At 42.3% G+C, this 17,436-nt stretch carries 12 protein-coding genes; 4 read left to right on the top strand and 8 right to left on the bottom strand.

What is annotated here, in order from left to right; genetic code table 11:
- Positions 1 to 260: 260 nt before the first annotated feature.
- The 3 genes from HGO26_RS15295 to HGO26_RS15285 all read right to left on the bottom strand — a co-directional run bounded on the left by HGO26_RS15295 (position 261) and on the right by HGO26_RS15285 (position 3,994).
- Positions 261 to 1,049, bottom strand: a complete 789-nt coding sequence (locus tag HGO26_RS15295) for a sensor domain-containing diguanylate cyclase (RefSeq protein WP_345719252.1) — start codon at positions 1,047 to 1,049, stop codon at positions 261 to 263.
- A 412-nt stretch (positions 1,050 to 1,461) separates the two neighbouring features.
- Complete coding sequence (locus HGO26_RS15290) at positions 1,462 to 2,832, bottom strand: amidohydrolase (RefSeq protein WP_168826230.1); 1,371 nt, start codon at positions 2,830 to 2,832, stop codon at positions 1,462 to 1,464.
- A gap of 133 nt (positions 2,833 to 2,965) precedes the next feature.
- A complete protein-coding gene (locus HGO26_RS15285; protein WP_211085932.1) occupies positions 2,966 to 3,994 on the bottom strand; it encodes an agmatine deiminase family protein in 1,029 nt (342 codons plus the stop codon).
- A gap of 368 nt (positions 3,995 to 4,362) precedes the next feature.
- Here HGO26_RS15285 and HGO26_RS15280 point away from each other — a divergent pair, with 368 nt between their 5' ends.
- Together HGO26_RS15280 and HGO26_RS15275 are read left to right on the top strand one after the other, a co-directional pair.
- Entirely contained in the window at positions 4,363 to 9,261 is a 4,899-nt protein-coding gene (locus HGO26_RS15280) for a PAS domain S-box protein (protein ID WP_168826226.1), read from the top strand.
- Complete coding sequence (locus tag HGO26_RS15275) at positions 9,261 to 10,199, top strand: diguanylate cyclase (protein WP_168826224.1); 939 nt, start codon at positions 9,261 to 9,263, stop codon at positions 10,197 to 10,199. The genes HGO26_RS15280 and HGO26_RS15275 overlap by 1 nt, the downstream gene beginning before the upstream one ends.
- A gap of 191 nt (positions 10,200 to 10,390) precedes the next feature.
- On the opposite strand, the gene HGO26_RS15270 is transcribed toward HGO26_RS15275, so the two are convergent.
- Positions 10,391 to 10,702: a helix-turn-helix domain-containing protein gene (locus tag HGO26_RS15270; protein WP_168826222.1), complete on the bottom strand. Its 312-nt coding sequence runs from the start codon at positions 10,700 to 10,702 to the stop codon at positions 10,391 to 10,393.
- A 220-nt stretch (positions 10,703 to 10,922) separates the two neighbouring features.
- On the opposite strand from HGO26_RS15270, the gene HGO26_RS15265 reads away from it, so the two are divergent.
- Together HGO26_RS15265 and HGO26_RS15260 are read left to right on the top strand one after the other, a co-directional pair.
- Complete coding sequence (locus HGO26_RS15265) at positions 10,923 to 11,444, top strand: hypothetical protein (RefSeq protein WP_168826220.1); 522 nt, start codon at positions 10,923 to 10,925, stop codon at positions 11,442 to 11,444.
- A 2-nt stretch (positions 11,445 to 11,446) separates the two neighbouring features.
- A complete protein-coding gene (locus HGO26_RS15260; protein ID WP_168826218.1) occupies positions 11,447 to 12,859 on the top strand; it encodes a DEAD/DEAH box helicase family protein in 1,413 nt (470 codons plus the stop codon).
- On the opposite strand, the gene HGO26_RS15255 is transcribed toward HGO26_RS15260, so the two are convergent.
- The 4 genes from HGO26_RS15255 to HGO26_RS15240 all read right to left on the bottom strand — a co-directional run bounded on the left by HGO26_RS15255 (position 12,841) and on the right by HGO26_RS15240 (position 17,324).
- Entirely contained in the window at positions 12,841 to 13,863 is a 1,023-nt protein-coding gene (locus HGO26_RS15255; RefSeq protein WP_168826216.1) for a TniB family NTP-binding protein, read from the bottom strand. The two genes, HGO26_RS15260 and HGO26_RS15255, sit on opposite strands and share 19 nt — an antisense overlap.
- The gene (locus HGO26_RS15250) at positions 13,860 to 15,713 is read right to left on the bottom strand and encodes a Mu transposase C-terminal domain-containing protein (RefSeq protein ID WP_168826214.1); all 1,854 of its coding nucleotides are present in this window, start codon (positions 15,711 to 15,713) and stop codon (positions 13,860 to 13,862) included. The genes HGO26_RS15255 and HGO26_RS15250 overlap by 4 nt, the downstream gene beginning before the upstream one ends.
- A complete protein-coding gene (locus tag HGO26_RS15245) occupies positions 15,710 to 16,258 on the bottom strand; it encodes a TnsA endonuclease N-terminal domain-containing protein (RefSeq protein WP_247651559.1) in 549 nt (182 codons plus the stop codon). The genes HGO26_RS15250 and HGO26_RS15245 overlap by 4 nt, the downstream gene beginning before the upstream one ends.
- 319 nt (positions 16,259 to 16,577) lie before the next feature.
- The gene (locus HGO26_RS15240; RefSeq protein ID WP_168826210.1) at positions 16,578 to 17,324 is read right to left on the bottom strand and encodes a class I SAM-dependent methyltransferase; all 747 of its coding nucleotides are present in this window, start codon (positions 17,322 to 17,324) and stop codon (positions 16,578 to 16,580) included.
- Between the last annotated feature and the right edge of the window lie 112 nt (positions 17,325 to 17,436).

Raw genomic sequence — 17,436 nt, 5'->3', positions numbered from 1 at the left:
ATGCTTTCTATCATCAAAAAAATTGGTCACTTGGCTGAACTAAAGGACTCGAATAGCAGGGTTCGAAAATCGTTTTGGGGGAAAATCGCGTTAGCCCAAATCCACGTGAGACGGAGTTTTTGGCGCGTGAACTAGACTAAGCACCAAGAGTGATTCATGTGCACGATTTAGGAATAAACGGTCGTTAGGAAATCTATAAGATTTTAATTAGTTGTCAGTTACATTGACTTGTTAGTTGGTTTTACTCAAGATTTGCGCAGCTATGCATTACGCTTGCATTTTTTATTCTCATACATCGCTTTATCAGCCTCATTCAGCATATCCTCGATAGACTTATGCTTAAGAGGTTCGTAATCAACAATGCCAAAAGAAAACGTGATGAAATAAGGTAGGCACTCCGAGACACAACGCGACCTTAGCAAGGTCTCGAAGCGTCCAATTAGCTGCTTAATTTGGTCTGTACTCGTATTGGTTAACAATGCGACAAACTCGTCACCACCAAACCTCGCAAAAATATCCGAAGTACGGAATGATTCTCGCATTACATCAGCAAAGATTTTGAGCGCTCTATCACCTTCAGCGTGTCCGTATGTATCGTTGATCTCTTTGAATTTGTCTAAATCAAAAAACACAAGCGAGGCCGGAAACAACTCGCGTTTGCATACGTCAAGACAGTATCGAGTTAGCGTTATGAAGCCAAGGCGATTCGAGATTTTTGTCAGTTCATCGGATATGGTGAGCTGCACAGCCATAATTTCACGCTCCACCATACCCGCAAGATCAGCTAACATCGCGATATCCTCATCGCTGAACTCTCGTGGAGTTAGGTCAATAATACAGAGTGTACCCAATCCTTGACCGCTCAACGTACACAGAGGATGCCCCGCGTAAAAGCGAATGTGCGGTTCGTCAACAACCAAGGGGTTATCAAAAAAACGCTGATCCTGAGTGGCATCATTAATAACGAGTGCACCTTTATTAAGAATTGCATGGCCGCAGAATGAAATCCGCCGTTCTGTTTCAGAAACATCCAATCCAATCCAAGACATGACTTAAACCATTGTCTATTTTCATCAACTAAGGACACCAAAGCAATCGGAACCCCAAATAGACGTTTCGCCATTCGTGTGACGCGATCAAATCGCTCTTCGGGAGAAGTATCAAGAATGGCTAAAGCACGTAGCTGACTTAATCGAACTTGTTCATCGTCAGGTGTTTTAGGTGATTTCATATTGCATTCCAATTGACATCTTTCCCCACTTTCGTGCATAGCTAAACGACGAACGTTAGCAAATTCAATGAAGAAGGCCACGCTTTTTGTGACCGTAGCGATATAAAAGCGGCTTGTTAACCTTTCTCCACTAGAATATGTCAATAAATCAGTAACCTGTTAGCTTAGAATCATACGAAAACGCGAAATTCTGCGCATGGGTCAGACGAGGTAAGTCTGACTCTAATCAACTATCGTTTTCTTAAGACACTTAATGCTGCAACTGTATTAACTCTGGCACCTACAGGTATAGAATTCAAATCAACAAAAAAATTGGGGTTATGATTAGCATAGGGGAAGGGTAACCCTTTAGCACGTGCAGCAGTAAATTGTTCCATCGGAGCAACCCCCACTAACATGAATACATAGGGAACATTGAGAGTATTAAAAGCTTCTTGAAAATCTTCAGAGCCCATTACGGGCGGAAATTGATCATAGACATTCTCAGCTCCCAATAATTGTTTTAATGCAGGATTAATCTTAGTGACTAGCTCATCGTTATTAACTAATGGCCCAGCATTGCCTTTCATTTTACGTATGGGCATTTGCTCTGGGCTAACTCCAGACGCAAATGCAATACCATTATTAATTTCGTCAATACGTAAAATTATTTTATTACGGACTTCTGGCGTAAACCACCTTAGATTAAGCTTCAATATCGCTTCTGTAGGAATAACATTATTGTCACGTCCGGCGTCTATGGCACCGACAGTGATAACGCCGGAATCTAGTGGATCCAGATTCCGACTAATGATTGTTTGATAAGAAAGAATAGCTTGAGCAGCCATAACAATAGGATCGATTGTCATTTGAGGTGTTGAGCCATGACCACCTTTGCCCACAAAGGTTATATCAAGCTGATCTGTACCTGCCATTCTCAACCCCGCAGAACTTGATACATGCCCTACAGGGATAGGTGCTGTATGCGATCCAAAGGCATAATCCGGTTTTGGGAAACCTCTTTCCCATAAGCCATCATTAACCATCGCCTGCGCCCCCAATCCCACTTCTTCTGCAGGTTGAGTATAAACAATAAGTGTTCCAGACCAACTCTCCCTAAGTTCAACCATCGCACTTGCCATGCCCAATAACCAAACCACATGTGCGTCATGTCCACAGGCATGCATTACGTCGACTTCAGAGCCATCAGAAAGTTTTTGTTTTCTCTTAGGACTATAGGAGAGACCCGTGTCTTCTTTTACTGATATGCCATCCATATCAGCCCTAAACCAGATTGTTGGACCCGCTCCATTTTGGAGCACACCGACAACCCCAGTTTTTGCAATCCCTTCAGTGACGGTATATCCCAAGCGTTTAAGGTCATTAGCAACAATCTTAGCTGTCCGGATTTCAGTGAAAGCCAATTCAGGATGCATATGAAGATCTTTAAACATATCAACCAGACGACCCGTATCCTTTTTTACAACAGAATTTAATTGTTCCAAGAGACTGTCAGGCAGTTTAGTGTTCTCCTCACTAATCTGAGCAACAACATTAAAGTTAAACAAAAAAATTAAAATAAAAAAGCGGGTTAAACGTAAGCTATATACTCGTTTCAACATAATAGTCTTCCTTTGCACTAAACAATGAATTAAGAGCAATAAACTCAGCGATCCATTTAAAAAATAATGTATTTTCAGTTTACGCGGTATTGTTGACCAAGCCATCCGCGGCTAAGCCTGTCTCTATCATAGTTTACGATGTTAATTGCCCCCTAGGTTCCTGCTGCGTTGCACAATGGATACCTCCCCCACCTGCTGCTATACCATCGATATTGATCTGTACAACATCACGCCCAGGAAACACGTTCTGCAATTGGCGCTTAGCTGCAGCGTCAGCCACGGGGTCACCAAATTCAGGGACGATAACTGCACCATTACAGACGTAAAAATTAATGTAGCCTGCAGCAAAATCCTCATTATCGAATTGATTCCGAACAATGGAAGGAGCCTCAAGAACAATTACCTCAAGTTTTTGGTTTTTTGCATCTGTAGCTGTGCTTAGAATTTCTAGATGCTTTTTTGTTACTGCATGGTCGAAAGACGCTGGATCAGGATCATACCCAGCGACAACCACACCGGGCCGCGCAAAACGGGCATAAAAATCAGTATGGCCATCGGTGATATCTTTCCCCTTGATGCCAGGCAGCCAAATGATTTTCTCCAATCCAAGCAACCGCTTTAACTCATGTTCGCATTGACTCTTACTGAGGCCAGGGTTACGGTTTTCATTGAGCACACAACTTTCCGTTATAATTGCAGTGCCGTGACCATCAACCTCAATTCCTCCACCTTCTAGCACCAACTCAGTCTTAATGCGATGCAGGCCTACTTGCTGAGTGACAAACGAAGCGACTTCAGTATCATAGTCAAAGTCCTGCTTCTCACCCCATCCATTAAAATTGAAGTCAACCGTCCCTTTGTCACCCTTCTCAGTAACAACAAAAACAGGGCCAGTATCACGCATCCACAAATCATCCAGTGGACAGCTAATTAGCTCAATGTTGTCACCCATAAGTTGTTGAGCCAAAGGAAGGTCTGCTTGACGAACAAGCATTGAAACGGGTTCGTACTTTGCGATGGACAGTGCTATGGTCGCTAAGTTACGTTGAACTTCCGGCAGAAGCTTCTTACCCCAGATTTTCTGACTTGCTCCAAAGGCCATCCATGTGCGCAAGTGAGGCTCACTCTCATCAGGCATAAACCACAACTTATTATTAGACATTGCAAATATCTCTGTTGGGCCACACAACAATGTAGCGGAGGTAAGAACGCCAAATGACTTAATGAAATTGCGCCGATTGTTCATATTGACCTATCTTGTAAAAGGCTGACAATGCAAACAGCGGTACTCAAACCCGCCGTAATCTTAAAAGCATGTTGAAGATTATCCAACTTACCGTCGCCAATCGCTAGGCAAATAACGAGATCTCAACGTGGCCCACTCATATTTGTAACGAGCTGAAATCATCGCTCATCATCTAAATTTGCGACTTTTAACCTATTTAGCTTTTGCCAACACTTCCTCAGTGGCAAAAGGTCTTTTAATGGTCCAAAATCAGAACCTTACTGATGATAAATAATTAAGCACATATGAATTTGCCGACGAGTTATAAACCCGCCTATAAATTGGGTATCTGTTTTCTGATATTGGGATTGATACTCAGTGGCTTAATCTCATGGCAGATAGGACGGATGAACGCCCACGTCATCGGACAAGCTTTGCAGGAAAATGCTGAGCTTATCAGTGAGAACGTCATAAACCGTATTAAGTTATATCAATATGGCTTGCGTGGGGCTCAAGGGACAATCATCACCGCAGGTGAGCACAATATCAGCCGTGCGATATTCCATCGTTACAGCTTGACCCGTGATATTGATGAAGAGTTTCCAGGAGCCAGAGGATTTGGGTTTATTCGTCGAATATCCAGCGCAGATGAAGCCGCATTTTTAGCAAGAGCCAAAAATGACGATTGGCCTGACTTCAATATTCGGCAACTGACTCCACACAGCGGCGAAAAGTATGTGATTGAGTACATTGAGCCGATAGACAGAAACCGTGCTGCCGTTGGGTTAGATATTGCATCCGAAGCCTATCGTAAAGAAGCAGCAGATGCCGCGTTATTATCCGGAGAAGTGCGGTTATCGGCTCCCATCACGTTAGTACAAGCCACAGGTGAACCCCAGCAATCATTTCTGATATTACGACCGATTTATCGTAGTGTTTTGGTACCCAAAACCGTCGAAGAAAGGCTTTCTACTGGTTATGGTTGGAGTTATGCTCCCCTCGTGACAAACGAAGTGCTAATGAATTTAGCGCTTAATCAAAAACAGACTAAATTGCTGCTCAGTGATATTACCCAAGCACAGCAACCCATTCGATTTTTTGAGACGCATGCCAATGATGCCTCGCTACCATCAGCATATAGCCACACACTGACAAAAACTATTTTTGGCCGCAAATGGCAGGTCGAAGTCATTGCCTACCCCGCTTTTATTCAGTCATTACACCTTAATCAACCGAGCTTAGTGCTGCTCAGTGGCGGGTTATTCAGTCTACTGTTGGCCGCCTTTATCACGGTGTGGTCCTTAAGTTCGCAACGTAAGCACCAAATGCAGGCTGAGCAGGCAAGACGGGCCAGCATCTTAGAGCATTCCCTCGACGGCATTATCAGCTTTAACCTTGCTGGCCAAATTACGAGTTGGAACCAAGGCGCTGAGCAGCTATTTGGCTATAAAGAACATCAGGTATTAGGTCAATCAAATGCAGAATTGATTATTCCATCCAATAGCGTCTCGAAAGAGCACGCTCTGTTTAGCGAAGTGCTCTCAGGAAAAACGGTATTAAATCGAATATCAAGCCATCAGCGCCAAGATGGTAGCCAGTTATCAACCTCTACGACAGCGCTGCCTATCTACAATGAACACAATGAGATTGTGGGGGTAAGCCAAACTATCCGCGACATCACCGTCCAACAAGATGGCGAGCGGCATATTCTAAATTTGAATGCGCGTTTAGAACAAGAAGTCACCAAGCGTACCAATGCACTCCAGCAAGCATTACTCGAAAACCAGACGTTGCTCGACACCATCAATCAACAGTTGCTCTACTCTGTCACCGACCCGAATGGCGTCATTTTAGAAGTGAATGATAATTTTTGCCACGTAAGTGGCTATTCACGCAAACAATTGTTAGGTAAAACCCATGCCATTTTGAACTCTGGTGAGCATGATGCCGCATTCTGGCGCACCATGTGGACCCAAATAAAATCGGGCCTATCTTGGCATGGTGAGATTTGTAATCGCGACCGACACCAAATGCTGAAATGGTTTGATACTGTGATTGGCCCTGTCTTTAATGAAAACGGCAATATAGAACGTTTTGTCGCATTAAGAACCGACATCACAGAGCGTAAATTGGTGCAAATTGAGAAAAATAAGTTGGGTTCGTTGTTAACGAACGTACTCGATGCCGCCTCCGAAATGTCCATCATCGCAACGGACAAAAAGGGCGTGATCACGATTTTCAATCGTGGGGCCGAGCAATTACTCGGTTACGCCGCCGTGGATATGATTGGGCTATCAACACCGGCACCGCTACATTTGCCCGAGGAAGTCGCAGCAAGAGCAGCTGAATTGTCCAGTGAGTATGGTGAAGACATTCAAGGCTTTGATGTGTTCGTCTATAAAGCGCGAACCTTTGGGCCAGAAACGCGCACTTGGACCTATGTGCGACAAGACACCAGTCAATGCCAAGTCTCTCTCACTGTTACAGCCATGCAGGATAATCTCGGCGAGATTATTGGTTATTTAGGCATTGCGATTGATATTTCCCAAGTACTACAACAACAAAAAGCACTTGTCACTGCGAGTCATTATTTAAGTAAGGCCGCGGAAGTCGCCAAGCTCGGCATTTGGAGCTGGGATTTACGCGATAACTCCCTCGAATGGAATGAGCGGATGTTTGCTATTTACGATCACCCCTTAAGTTTGCAGGAGAAAGGATTAACCTATGAACATTGGCGTATGCGGATCCATTCAGATGATATTGACTTCGCCGAGGCGAAGCTAAAAGCAGCAATAGAAGAAAAAGACCAATATGATCCCATTTTTAGAGTCGTCAGAACCGATGGCACTATTCGTTACGTACAAGCTGCCGCCCAAATCGAACGCGATGTCACGGGTCAGGTCACAAAAGTCATCGGTATCAATTTAGATATTACCGAACAGCGGCAATTAGAAGAAACCTTGAGAGAGGCTAAACATGAGGCTGATGCGGCTAATGCGGCAAAGTCCGCATTTTTAGCCAATATGAGCCATGAGATCCGCACCCCAATGAATGCGGTCTTAGGTATGCTGCAATTAATGCAACATACCTCAATGTCAGTGCAACAGCAGGATTATGTCACCAAAACCCAAACCGCAGCGAAATCATTATTAGGGTTACTGAATGATATTCTCGATTTTTCAAAAATCGATGCCGGTAAATTAACACTCGATCTGCACCCTTGCTCAATCGAACTGCTTATGCGAGACCTTGCAATAGTGCTGTCGGGTAACCATGGCAACAAAAATGTTGAGGTCATGTTTGACCTTGATTCGGCTTTACCCGCATGGCTCTTAGCTGACCAACTGAGGCTGCAACAGATCTTGGTTAATTTAGCAGGTAATGCCCTTAAATTTACACGCCACGGTCAAGTCACTGTCGCCATGGAATGCTTACGTCATGAGGCCAATACCGTTACTGTGCAAATTTCAATTTCAGATACCGGTATTGGCATTAGCGAAGAGCAAATAGAGCGTATTTTTACGGGCTTTGAACAAGCAGAATCGTCAACATCAAGGCGATTTGGCGGTACAGGGCTGGGATTAGCGATAAGCAAAAAGTTAGTCGAACTCATGGGAGGCCAATTAAACGTCACCAGCCGTGTGGGTGTGGGTAGCCGCTTTTGGTTTGATGTGACGTTCTGCGTCATGGAAGTTGAAGCCACTCAGGCCATTGACCTCAGTGGATATCATATTTTAATTGTCGATGATAACGAACTGACTGTCGAGATTTTGCATAAGATTTTGACTGACTTTGGCTGCAGTGCAGAAACCGCCTCGGGGGGATATCAAGCGCTTGAAAAAGTAAAACAAGCCAATATAAGCGCAAGACCATTCGATGTCGTGCTAATGGATTGGCGTATGCCAGATCTTGATGGGCTACAAACCGCTGATTTAATGTGCAACTCTCACTCAGATAGCCCTATTCCGCTCATCGTTATGCTCACCGCCTATGGCCATGAGGTGATTAGCGAAAGTCAGCATATTAAAAATGTCCCCTTCGTGAATTTTTTAACTAAACCGGTCACATCACAGATTTTAGCCGAGGCGATAATCAATGCTATCGAAGGCAAAACGATGACGGTGAATCCTACGCCACACTCACAACGATTGTTATCTACACTCGACATTTTAGTGGTTGAAGATAACCAACTCAACCGACAAGTGATTGATGAGCTGCTGAGTTATGAAGGGGCAAACGTGCAACTTGCCAACGGCGGCGTTGAAGGGGTGTTTCAAGTGTTAGAAAGTGGAAACGTATTCGATATCGTGATCATGGACATACAAATGCCCGATATGGACGGCCTAGCCGCAACACGACTTATCCGCGCTGATAGCCGATTTGCGGATCTGCCCATTTTAGCGATGACAGCCAATGCATCCCAAAGTGATAAACAGGATTGCTTCGATGCAGGTATGAATGACCACGTGGGTAAGCCAATCGACATGCAGATATTGCTCCCCAGCATTTTGCGTTTAGTGGGACAGGAAGAAGTCCCCTCATTAGCGCAACAGCATCAGACAGCGGAGTTACAGGCTCCACTCGACGATATGGACGATATGCCATTACTGGATGACATCAAGCTGATATTGCGCCGTTTTGGCGGTAATCAGGCTTTTTTCCAGAAAATGGCGAAAGGTTTTGCACCTGAAATGTTGAAACAACTCAATCTATTCAAGCAGTCTACTAAAGTATTTGAGTATGCCACTGCGGCGGCCGTGGGACATGGTATCAAAGGTCTTGCCAGTAATTTTGGTGCACTGCGTTTAGCCGCTTATGCCGCATTTTTAGAAAAACAGCTCAAACAAAAAGACTTTGAGTTTATTGAGATAAAAGCGTGGACCGAACAATTAGAATTATTAATCAATGAAAGTACTCAGCAACTATCTACCTACATCCCTCAACCTGAATCGACTGCATTAGCTCAAGATAAAATAGCACAGTCCATCGATTCTCAAGCATCGATACCAAGTGCTTGGACTGAACTTAACGCCTTAATGCTCCTCTTAAAAGCGAACAATTTAGAAGCTATGACTTTCGTTGACCAGTTAATCAAAAAATTACCACACCATCCACAGTGGGTAACACTACAGGGACAAGTACAAGCACTCGAATTCGATAAAGCATCAGACACTTTACGCATCATCATGTTGGAGAATAAATAATGCATCCTACGGAAATCATCCCGCAAGCCAATCGCATGAAGGGAAAAATTCTTATCGTTGACGACCAACCCCTCAACATAAAAATATTACATCAGCTTTTTCATGAAGATTATGAAATGTTTATGGCCACAAACGGAGAGCAAGCCATCGCAGTCTGCCAGAATGAACTGCCTGATTTAGTGCTTTTGGATATAGAAATGCCTGGTATGACGGGCTATGAAGTGTGTCAACGGCTCAAAGCCGATCCCGCAACAGCCAATATCTGCATTATCTTTGTTACCGCGCATTTTGATGAACAAGAAGAGGTTAAAGGCTTTCAGCTTGGCGCCGCCGATTTTATTCATAAACCCATCAATCCGATTATCACGAACGCGAGGGTGAATAATCAGTTTATCCTCAAACAACAAGCCGATTTACTCCAATCGATTGCTTTACTGGACGGGCTAACAGGGGTTGCGAATCGGCACCTGTTTGAGCAACGGATCCCCGAAATATGGAAGTACTGCTGCAGAAATAGTGCACCTCTGTCAGTGGTGATGTTAGATGTCGATTCATTTAAACTTTTCAACGATCGCTATGGTCATCAGGAAGGAGATCAATGTTTACGTCTCGTTGCGAAAGCGCTACGCACAGCGATACACCGCCCGAACGATTTAGTGGCGCGCTATGGTGGTGAGGAATTTATTTGCCTATTACCGGACACTCAGCATTTAGGCGCGATGCACATCGCACAGCTCATCGTAAACGCAGTGCAAGCCTTACACATCGAGCATTTAGGCTCCAGTTTTCAAGAGGTCACGATTAGTGCTGGCGTTGCGAGCATGCAGCCTCATCGGCATTTAAAATGGCAAACACTTATCGAATCGGCGGATAAGCAATTGTACCTTGCGAAAGAACATGGTCGTAATCAAGTCAGCGGGGTTAGCCTGTTACGGTAAACAGCATTATTGAGTACACATCGTAAGTTTTGATTTTTGAAATTATCAAAACTGAAATTTTACATTCATAGTGTTCAACTGAACTTGGCTACGACTTTAGAAACTAAAAAAACATAATATTGTAGATGTTAGCGTGTGAATCAGACGACGTAAGTCTGATTCAAGCCCCTATTAAATTTTCCAATAATAATTTATGATTTTTTGATTTGCTCTAGTAGATTGACCTTTTCGTCCTCAGTCATCTTTTCAAGCAAACACAGTAGCTCTGCTGTGCTTTCTGACTCACAAAAGAAGTAAGCAACAGGCACACCTAGTTCATCGGCAATGGCCTTTAAGGTCTTGTAGTCAGGTGTATGCTTACCTTTCTCATACTGATTCATACGCGCACTCGCGGTACCCACTTCCATACCTAGCTGCATACCCAGCTGTTTTTGACTAATTCCCTTAGCAGTGCGAGCTTGTTTAAGTCTAAGAGGTAATGGATTGATGATTTTATCTGCCACAACTTCAACATGATTTGTCCTTTGATAACTCAGATTGTCTTAGTTTTTTCACTTAAGGTATACTAAGGAATCCTTAGCTTTTTAGGGCTTGTTGTCAAGATTTAATCTGAGCTAAGTAATATCAAGTTACCTATCAATGAAGGCTCTGTTGATTTAAGCGTAACAAAATGTCATGGAGTGGCTCGTTAAGCATTGAAATTAAAAACTATTGGTAAAAACCGTGGCTATAAAATTAATCCGTATAAATGAAATTTTGTTTAGTATTATCATTGCCGTAGAGCTTGAAAAATTCACTATTACTCAGATAAAAAACTTGATAATAGAGGCAAATTCTTCAGTATCGCCAAAAGATATAGATCAGCTGGTGCGTCGTGCTTGTGCAAAGCTGGTCAATGTTGGATTTTTGGAGAAAATAAACCAGGGGAATAAGCACGTTTATTATAAAACAGCACTGTTCGATAAATCACAGCTAGTACCCAGCAACGCGCGGGTCAAAGCAATAGTTACCACATCTTTAAACTCACAAGAACTAACGCGGCTTAAGGCCACACTCAACCAATATCAAGTTGATTTACTTGGATACATTGGGGAAGCGGAAGAGTTTAAACGTCTCATTGAAGAGATCCCCAATTCGAAACCCAGGCTTTATCCGAGATACATGAATGCTCGTAATCAAAGTTCAACATTGATGGGGAAGATTAAAGCTGTAGAGTCATGCCTTAACGACCTCAAAGGCCTATGACTGTGAAGTTAAGACAATGGCAAAGCCAATGCGTTGATGCGGCGTTGGCACGATATCAAACTCAAAGTCACTTTATGTGTTTAGCCACGCCAGGTGCTGGTAAAACTATTATGGCTGCAGAACTAGCTGCAAGACTGATTGCTATGGGGAAAATTGATTTTGTACTGTGCTTCTCTCCATCATCAGAGGTGAATGACAGCATTCGCTCAACCTTTTCAAAGCGTCTGAACAAGCGATTTGACGGGCTAATGGGTGCCATTGGTAGTGTCTATACCTATCAGTTCATGCCCTCCTTAACTGAGGCGTTTTGGCAGCTCTTACGAACGCATAAAGTGTTTGTGATCATGGATGAAGTTCATCATCTAAAGGGCAATCTTCTTAGCAATGCCAATGCATGGGGAGAAGAGGTACTACTAAATATTCAATATCATGCGGCATATACGTTAGCGCTTTCTGGTACACCTTGGCGCTCAGATAAGGCCCCTATTGTGCTTTCACGATTCACTGAACCAGATAATACAATCCACTGTGATTTTAGCTATGGATTAAAGCAGGCAATTGCGGATAACGTCTGTCGTCAGCCTAATATCGTTTTAATTGATAACAACAAAATCAAACTAGAAATTGATCAAGAGATTGAGACATTTGCATCTATAGCTGAGCTCTTGTTAGGCCCAAGATACAGTTATCAAGCGTTAATAAATCATCATCAAATAATGCATTATATGTTGAATCAAAGCGTTAAAAAATTAGCTGAAATACGCCTGAGTAACCCGAATGCCGGCGGGTTAGTTGTCGCGGCATCAATTAAGCATGCTAAACGATTACTCCAAATACTTGTCTCTGATCTTAAACAAAGTGCGTGTATCGTGACATCTAACTCAAAGCATCCTTCCTGTATTATTGATGGATTTCGACAAAGTCACACCCAGTGGATTGTTAGTGTAGGGATGATTTCTGAAGGTACTGATATCCCTCGGCTGCAAGTATGTTGTCATTTGAGCCGAATAAAAACTGAAATGCATTACCGACAAGTGCTAGGTCGAATATTAAGGGTTAATTCAGATGAGGCTCAACAAGCTTGGTTATTCACGTTAGCAGAATCAAACTTGACAGAGTTTGCTTATAGAATTGACCAAGATTTACCAGAGCAATCTGTGGTTATCGAGCAGACTGGCTCACAGGATTTAGACCTAGAGTTACCACAATTAACATCAAGTGAGGCTACTCAAGGGAATATAGGTAATGAGTTACATGTGGATCTGTCAGGTTTTTCATTATCCAATACTAATGGGCATGCTAACGCTTCACATAAATCAGCCATTGACGAAGAGAACTCTTACAATTTGGCATTGCTAGGTTCATATAAAGAGCAAATCGTCAGAATGTTTGACAATTATTTACTCAGTAGCTGAGCCAAGGTTTGTGGTTTAGAAAATACTCTAGCAATCAGCATGTCTTCTGCTGACATTGCATTTGAGTTATACCTAGAATGCTCAAAAACTTCAGAAATCAGAATATCCTCTATTGGTTGAGTAAATGGATTATTTGAAACTGTCCCTGATGTTCTATTGAAAAGTGTTGTATAAGCATCAGCAAAATGTTGATTTCCTAGCGTGTTAGCATCTGCGAGCAGCGCATTCTTCAATGCTTCTAAAAGAAGGTGTTTTAGAATCCTATTTTCACCTCTACAGGCGGCAAACAAGGGAATTGCCACATGTTTATCTTCCAGCTTGGGAGGCTCCGCAAACGGCATGTATTTAGCTAAACCCATCAGATATTGGCGGTAATACTTGCTGTCTTTTTGAAGACTAAAATATTCAAGTTTTCTTCTTCTCACTAAGCGAGATGACCACTGTGGTTCTTCTGCAATTTGTTCGGCCCAAGGCATACCGACTAACACAATAGGAACTCTGGCTTCTTCACTTATATACTTGAACGCATTTGCAATCAGCTGTCTCTCTTGAACTGTTTTGAACTCGATTAATTCTTGAAACTCATTAATGATAAGCAGCTCAACTTTGGCTTTAACCAAGTTATCGACCAGCTTTTTCCTCAAGTCAGTGGCATAGCCATGCTTCTTTCTTTGATGGCTTCCAAACAGTTCAAGATCCATCAACATCTGAGTTAGTGTTGCATCTAATGCTTTGCCACTAGATATACGGCTAACTAGAACTGGTATAGATTCACGTCCGTATTTCTGGCTAGCTAATACTTGTTTTTTATAGTGGTTAATTAGATGGCTTTTGCCTACTCCGGTATCTCCCGTTAAGAGCATACATTGCTGATCTGATTGAAAAGTTCGATTAAACCTTAGTTCATCAAAATCATTGAAAATGGTTATCAACTGAGGATGCATGACAATACAGTCGCTAAATTTACCCAGTTGTTCAATTTGAGTAGGACTTAATGTCTTCATTCAAAAGCCTCTAAATCGTCGTCCCAGTTTTCGAAAATATGGATTTGTTTAGCTGCTGATTTATTAGGTAAAAGTAAGCTCTGATCATCACTTTTCATTTTTATCGTATTTTGGCCTGTGCTACTCACATCAGCCAACTGAGCCTGTTTCTTAACCGCTGTAATTTTTGATTTGGTTTTGGATGCTATAAATGCTTCTTGCTCTTGTTTAACTCGAGCATGAATAGCCATACGCGCTTTAGCTAATCCCAAATCATCCTTTCCTTCCCGAATAATCTCACGATTAATTTTCTTAATCACTTTATGCTCATGAAGGCTCAAGCCGTGGGTATAATCACTATTATCAGTACAGGGGACTTTAAGATAACCGCCTAATTCCTCGAGGTAAACATGGATACTTGATAGATCATCAGGGTCGACTTTAATGATTTTTTTGATGGTTTCTTTGGTTTGTGGGTAATGCTTTCTGTAATCGGCCAAAGCAGTAGAGTCATACATTAACTCTTCAAATTTAAAACCGTTTCTGGTTAATGTTCGCTCACCTGAAATACCCATCAGCACAGTAAACCGTTGTTCGTCCTCTGCGCTCATCTTTAGTGGCGGGAAAATATCAAAGCCGCGTTGCCACTGTTTTATGGGAATTCGCGTTTCACGTGAGTCTGAATCTTGATGATAAATATCAACAATCCAACGATGGAATTCTTCGACAAATGTGGAGAAACGCATAATGGCATCTTTTTCAGGTTTAAAATCTTCTTTTGCTAGGATGTTGGGGAAGGTTTTGCCTGGTATCTCAGTTAAAAAACACTCGTTAATCATCCCGAAAAAACGTTCTACAAATGGCTTTAACCAAGGTTTGCGAACTGGATTATATTGAATGTTAATTCCCGCCTCTTTGCATGCATGCTCTAAGCTTTTAGACCAAAACTCTGCTCCATTATCCACAACTAGGGTTTCAAATTTGCCAAAGCAAGGCCACTCATGTTTAAGCTCGATTCCAAGGCCTTCAAATGATTTGGGTTTTATTGCATGTACTATTGCTTTTGTGGCTGAAACATATGAAGGAGCTCGATAACTTAAGTGAAATCCCAAAACGCAACCGCTGAAAACATCAACAACTAAAGTTAAATAAGGTCTGCCAATTGGGATAGATAATTCATCGTCAATCAGGATTAGATCTAGTGGAGTGTGATCAATTTCTACCCGTTCTAATATTCGCGTTGGGGGAATATGGGATGAGCAATATGCAAACCATTGATCTGCTCTAAATTTACCGTGCCGCGCCACTGCAACAGGATAAGGAGGTAATGACTTTATTCTTTGGTTAAAGCTTTTATAAGAAATGATAGGAATTTGTCCATCAACAATGCTCTCATTTTCAATTGTGATGGCATCTTTATAGTACTGATATGCTGTAGATACTTTAGGCCTTTTAGCATCTAAAAAACGAGTTAGGGCTTGCTCAAAAAATGCTTCATCCCCCTTAACTCGACTCGTTCTATTACCCATTTTGTGTCGCTTAACGACTAATGCTGCAAGGTCACCATCACTTTCAATGTAGCTTTTACGCCAACGGACTAACGTTCGCCAGTTAGGCCGCTTGTCCGTGATGGTAATAAAAAGAGCATCAAGAATTGGGTCTAGATTTTTTTGAGTCCATCCACCAGTGATTGTTTTTTCGATGAAGGCAATGAGCTGGTATTTATCGAGCGCTTTGTTTTTTAAAAAGTCAGGAAAGGTATCTAAGTCTCTTTTGACTAATACTGTATCCTCTAACTTTACATATTGAATGGGGGTGTCGGGCTTCTTGACTAATTCAATCTCACTGAACTCATCCTCGAAGTCCATCATTCAATACACCATACTGCAGGATTGCAACTAAGATCATCTTGGCTTAAGTTCGCCTTAAGCAATCCTTTATGCATAAGGGAATACAAGTGTGAACGGGTTTCCCCTAATGCTAATGATTGCTTTACAGCTACATCGTTAACATTAATTTTCCCTGCTTTTTTTATAAGATTGAGCAGTTCAACTTGAATGTCGCTCAAGCCGTAAACTCCCGAATATCGATGCAAAATTTTAAGGTTATTTAGAATAGGATTTACGCGAATTTGTCGTTCTGTTATCAATATAAGATCTGCTCCCAAAGACTGAGCAGCCGCCTTCTTTGCTAGAAATTTAGCCCTAAAGATTGGATCGAATGTTTTACTATAAGGTTTGTATTCGTGGAACTTTGCCGTCCCATCAATAAAGTGAACTATCGTATCAGGTGTATAGGGCAATCTTTTGCCCTCAAAATCGTAATAAAACCCTTCAGGCTGACTACCAAACTCCTCTATACAATCATTGTATTCATGGTGAAAGCACGCATCAAACTCCAGTGTACTTTCACACATTATCGTTTCGCTAACTTTTGCGCTAGCGAATTTAAATACGTTTTTGTTCGGTGATGGTTTACGTAAGCTTCTTATATACATAAGTATAATTCGAACGAATAGTGTACATTTAGTTTACTAGCATGCAGTTTTTTGTCAATCTATGGGTTATTAATTGTTCAACATACTAATATTAAAGAAAATGGCTTTTGTAACATGATTACAAAAGCCATTTTTATGTCATTGAATGAGTTAAATTTGTCAGACTATGGGTACACTATGTCAGTGTATGGGTTCAGCGACAGAAAGCATACTATGTTCGCGATGAGAAAAATCTTCGCTATTTCATCGCGGCTTTTACATAGACATCGAAACGGTTTTTCTTGGTTTCAATAACCGTATTAGGCTTAATCCCATCCAAATCTTCGGCATAGTCTGGGCGCTTAACGACGACACGTTTAGTTGCTAAAGCTAAAGCTGGGGTGAGTAAGCCATCGGCATCTAAATCGGCACCGACTAAGGATTGGAATACACGCATTTCTTTTTTAACAAGGGCCGATTTATCACGATGGGGGTACATAGGATCGAGGTAAACCACATCCACCTCTTGTGCCAATTTCGATAGTGCTTCTAGGCTAGAACCATGAAATAGGCGCATCCGCTCACGCATCCAATCGCCGATTTCAGCATCTTGATAAGCACGGCGTAAGCCATCTTCAAGTAATGCGGCAACCACAGGATGACGTTCAACCATAGTTACAGTGCAACCAAGGCTTGCGAGCACAAACGCATCGCGCCCTAAACCCGCTGTGCCATCAACCACACTCGGTGTTACCCCTTGCTTCAATCCCACCGCTTTAGCGATAGATTGGCCACGACCGCCACCGAACTTACGTCTATGGGCGACGGCGCCAGTCACAAAATCCACCACTATGCCATCGAGCTTAGGCTCATCGCGTTTATGCAGTGATAAAGTATCTGATTCAAAACGCAATTCGAAGATCGCATTCGCATCGTAGACGAGTTGCCAACGTGCACAAATATCCACAAGTGTTGGGTATTGCTGATTGAAAAAAATCGGGGTCACAGGCTGTCTTCTAACCAACGAAAATGATGGCCATTATGCCTAAAAATCTCGTTTATGAATATGCTAGTAAGCAAAACACATCGCCAAACTCATCACTGTCTTAGCCAATTTG

This window comes from Shewanella oncorhynchi (assembly GCF_012584455.1).
Lineage (GTDB): Bacteria > Pseudomonadota > Gammaproteobacteria > Enterobacterales > Shewanellaceae > Shewanella > Shewanella oncorhynchi.
This window is presented reverse-complemented; position numbering and strand designations above follow the sequence as displayed.

What these genes read in the sequence shown, in the direction of transcription:
- HGO26_RS15295 (WP_345719252.1), bottom strand. Translation starts at nt 1,049, where the DNA reads ATGTCTTGGATTGGATTGGATGTTTCTGAAACAGAACGGCGGATTTCA.
- HGO26_RS15280 (WP_168826226.1), top strand. Translation starts at nt 4,363, where the DNA reads ATGAATTTGCCGACGAGTTATAAACCCGCCTATAAATTGGGTATCTGT.
- HGO26_RS15250 (WP_168826214.1), bottom strand. Translation starts at nt 15,713, where the DNA reads ATGATGGACTTCGAGGATGAGTTCAGTGAGATTGAATTAGTCAAGAAG.
- HGO26_RS15285 (WP_211085932.1), bottom strand. Translation starts at nt 3,994, where the DNA reads ATGTCTAATAATAAGTTGTGGTTTATGCCTGATGAGAGTGAGCCTCAC.
- HGO26_RS15290 (WP_168826230.1), bottom strand. Translation starts at nt 2,832, where the DNA reads ATGTTGAAACGAGTATATAGCTTACGTTTAACCCGCTTTTTTATTTTA.
- HGO26_RS15255 (WP_168826216.1), bottom strand. Translation starts at nt 13,863, where the DNA reads ATGAAGACATTAAGTCCTACTCAAATTGAACAACTGGGTAAATTTAGC.
- HGO26_RS15275 (WP_168826224.1), top strand. Translation starts at nt 9,261, where the DNA reads ATGCATCCTACGGAAATCATCCCGCAAGCCAATCGCATGAAGGGAAAA.
- HGO26_RS15245 (WP_247651559.1), bottom strand. Translation starts at nt 16,258, where the DNA reads ATGTGTGAAAGTACACTGGAGTTTGATGCGTGCTTTCACCATGAATAC.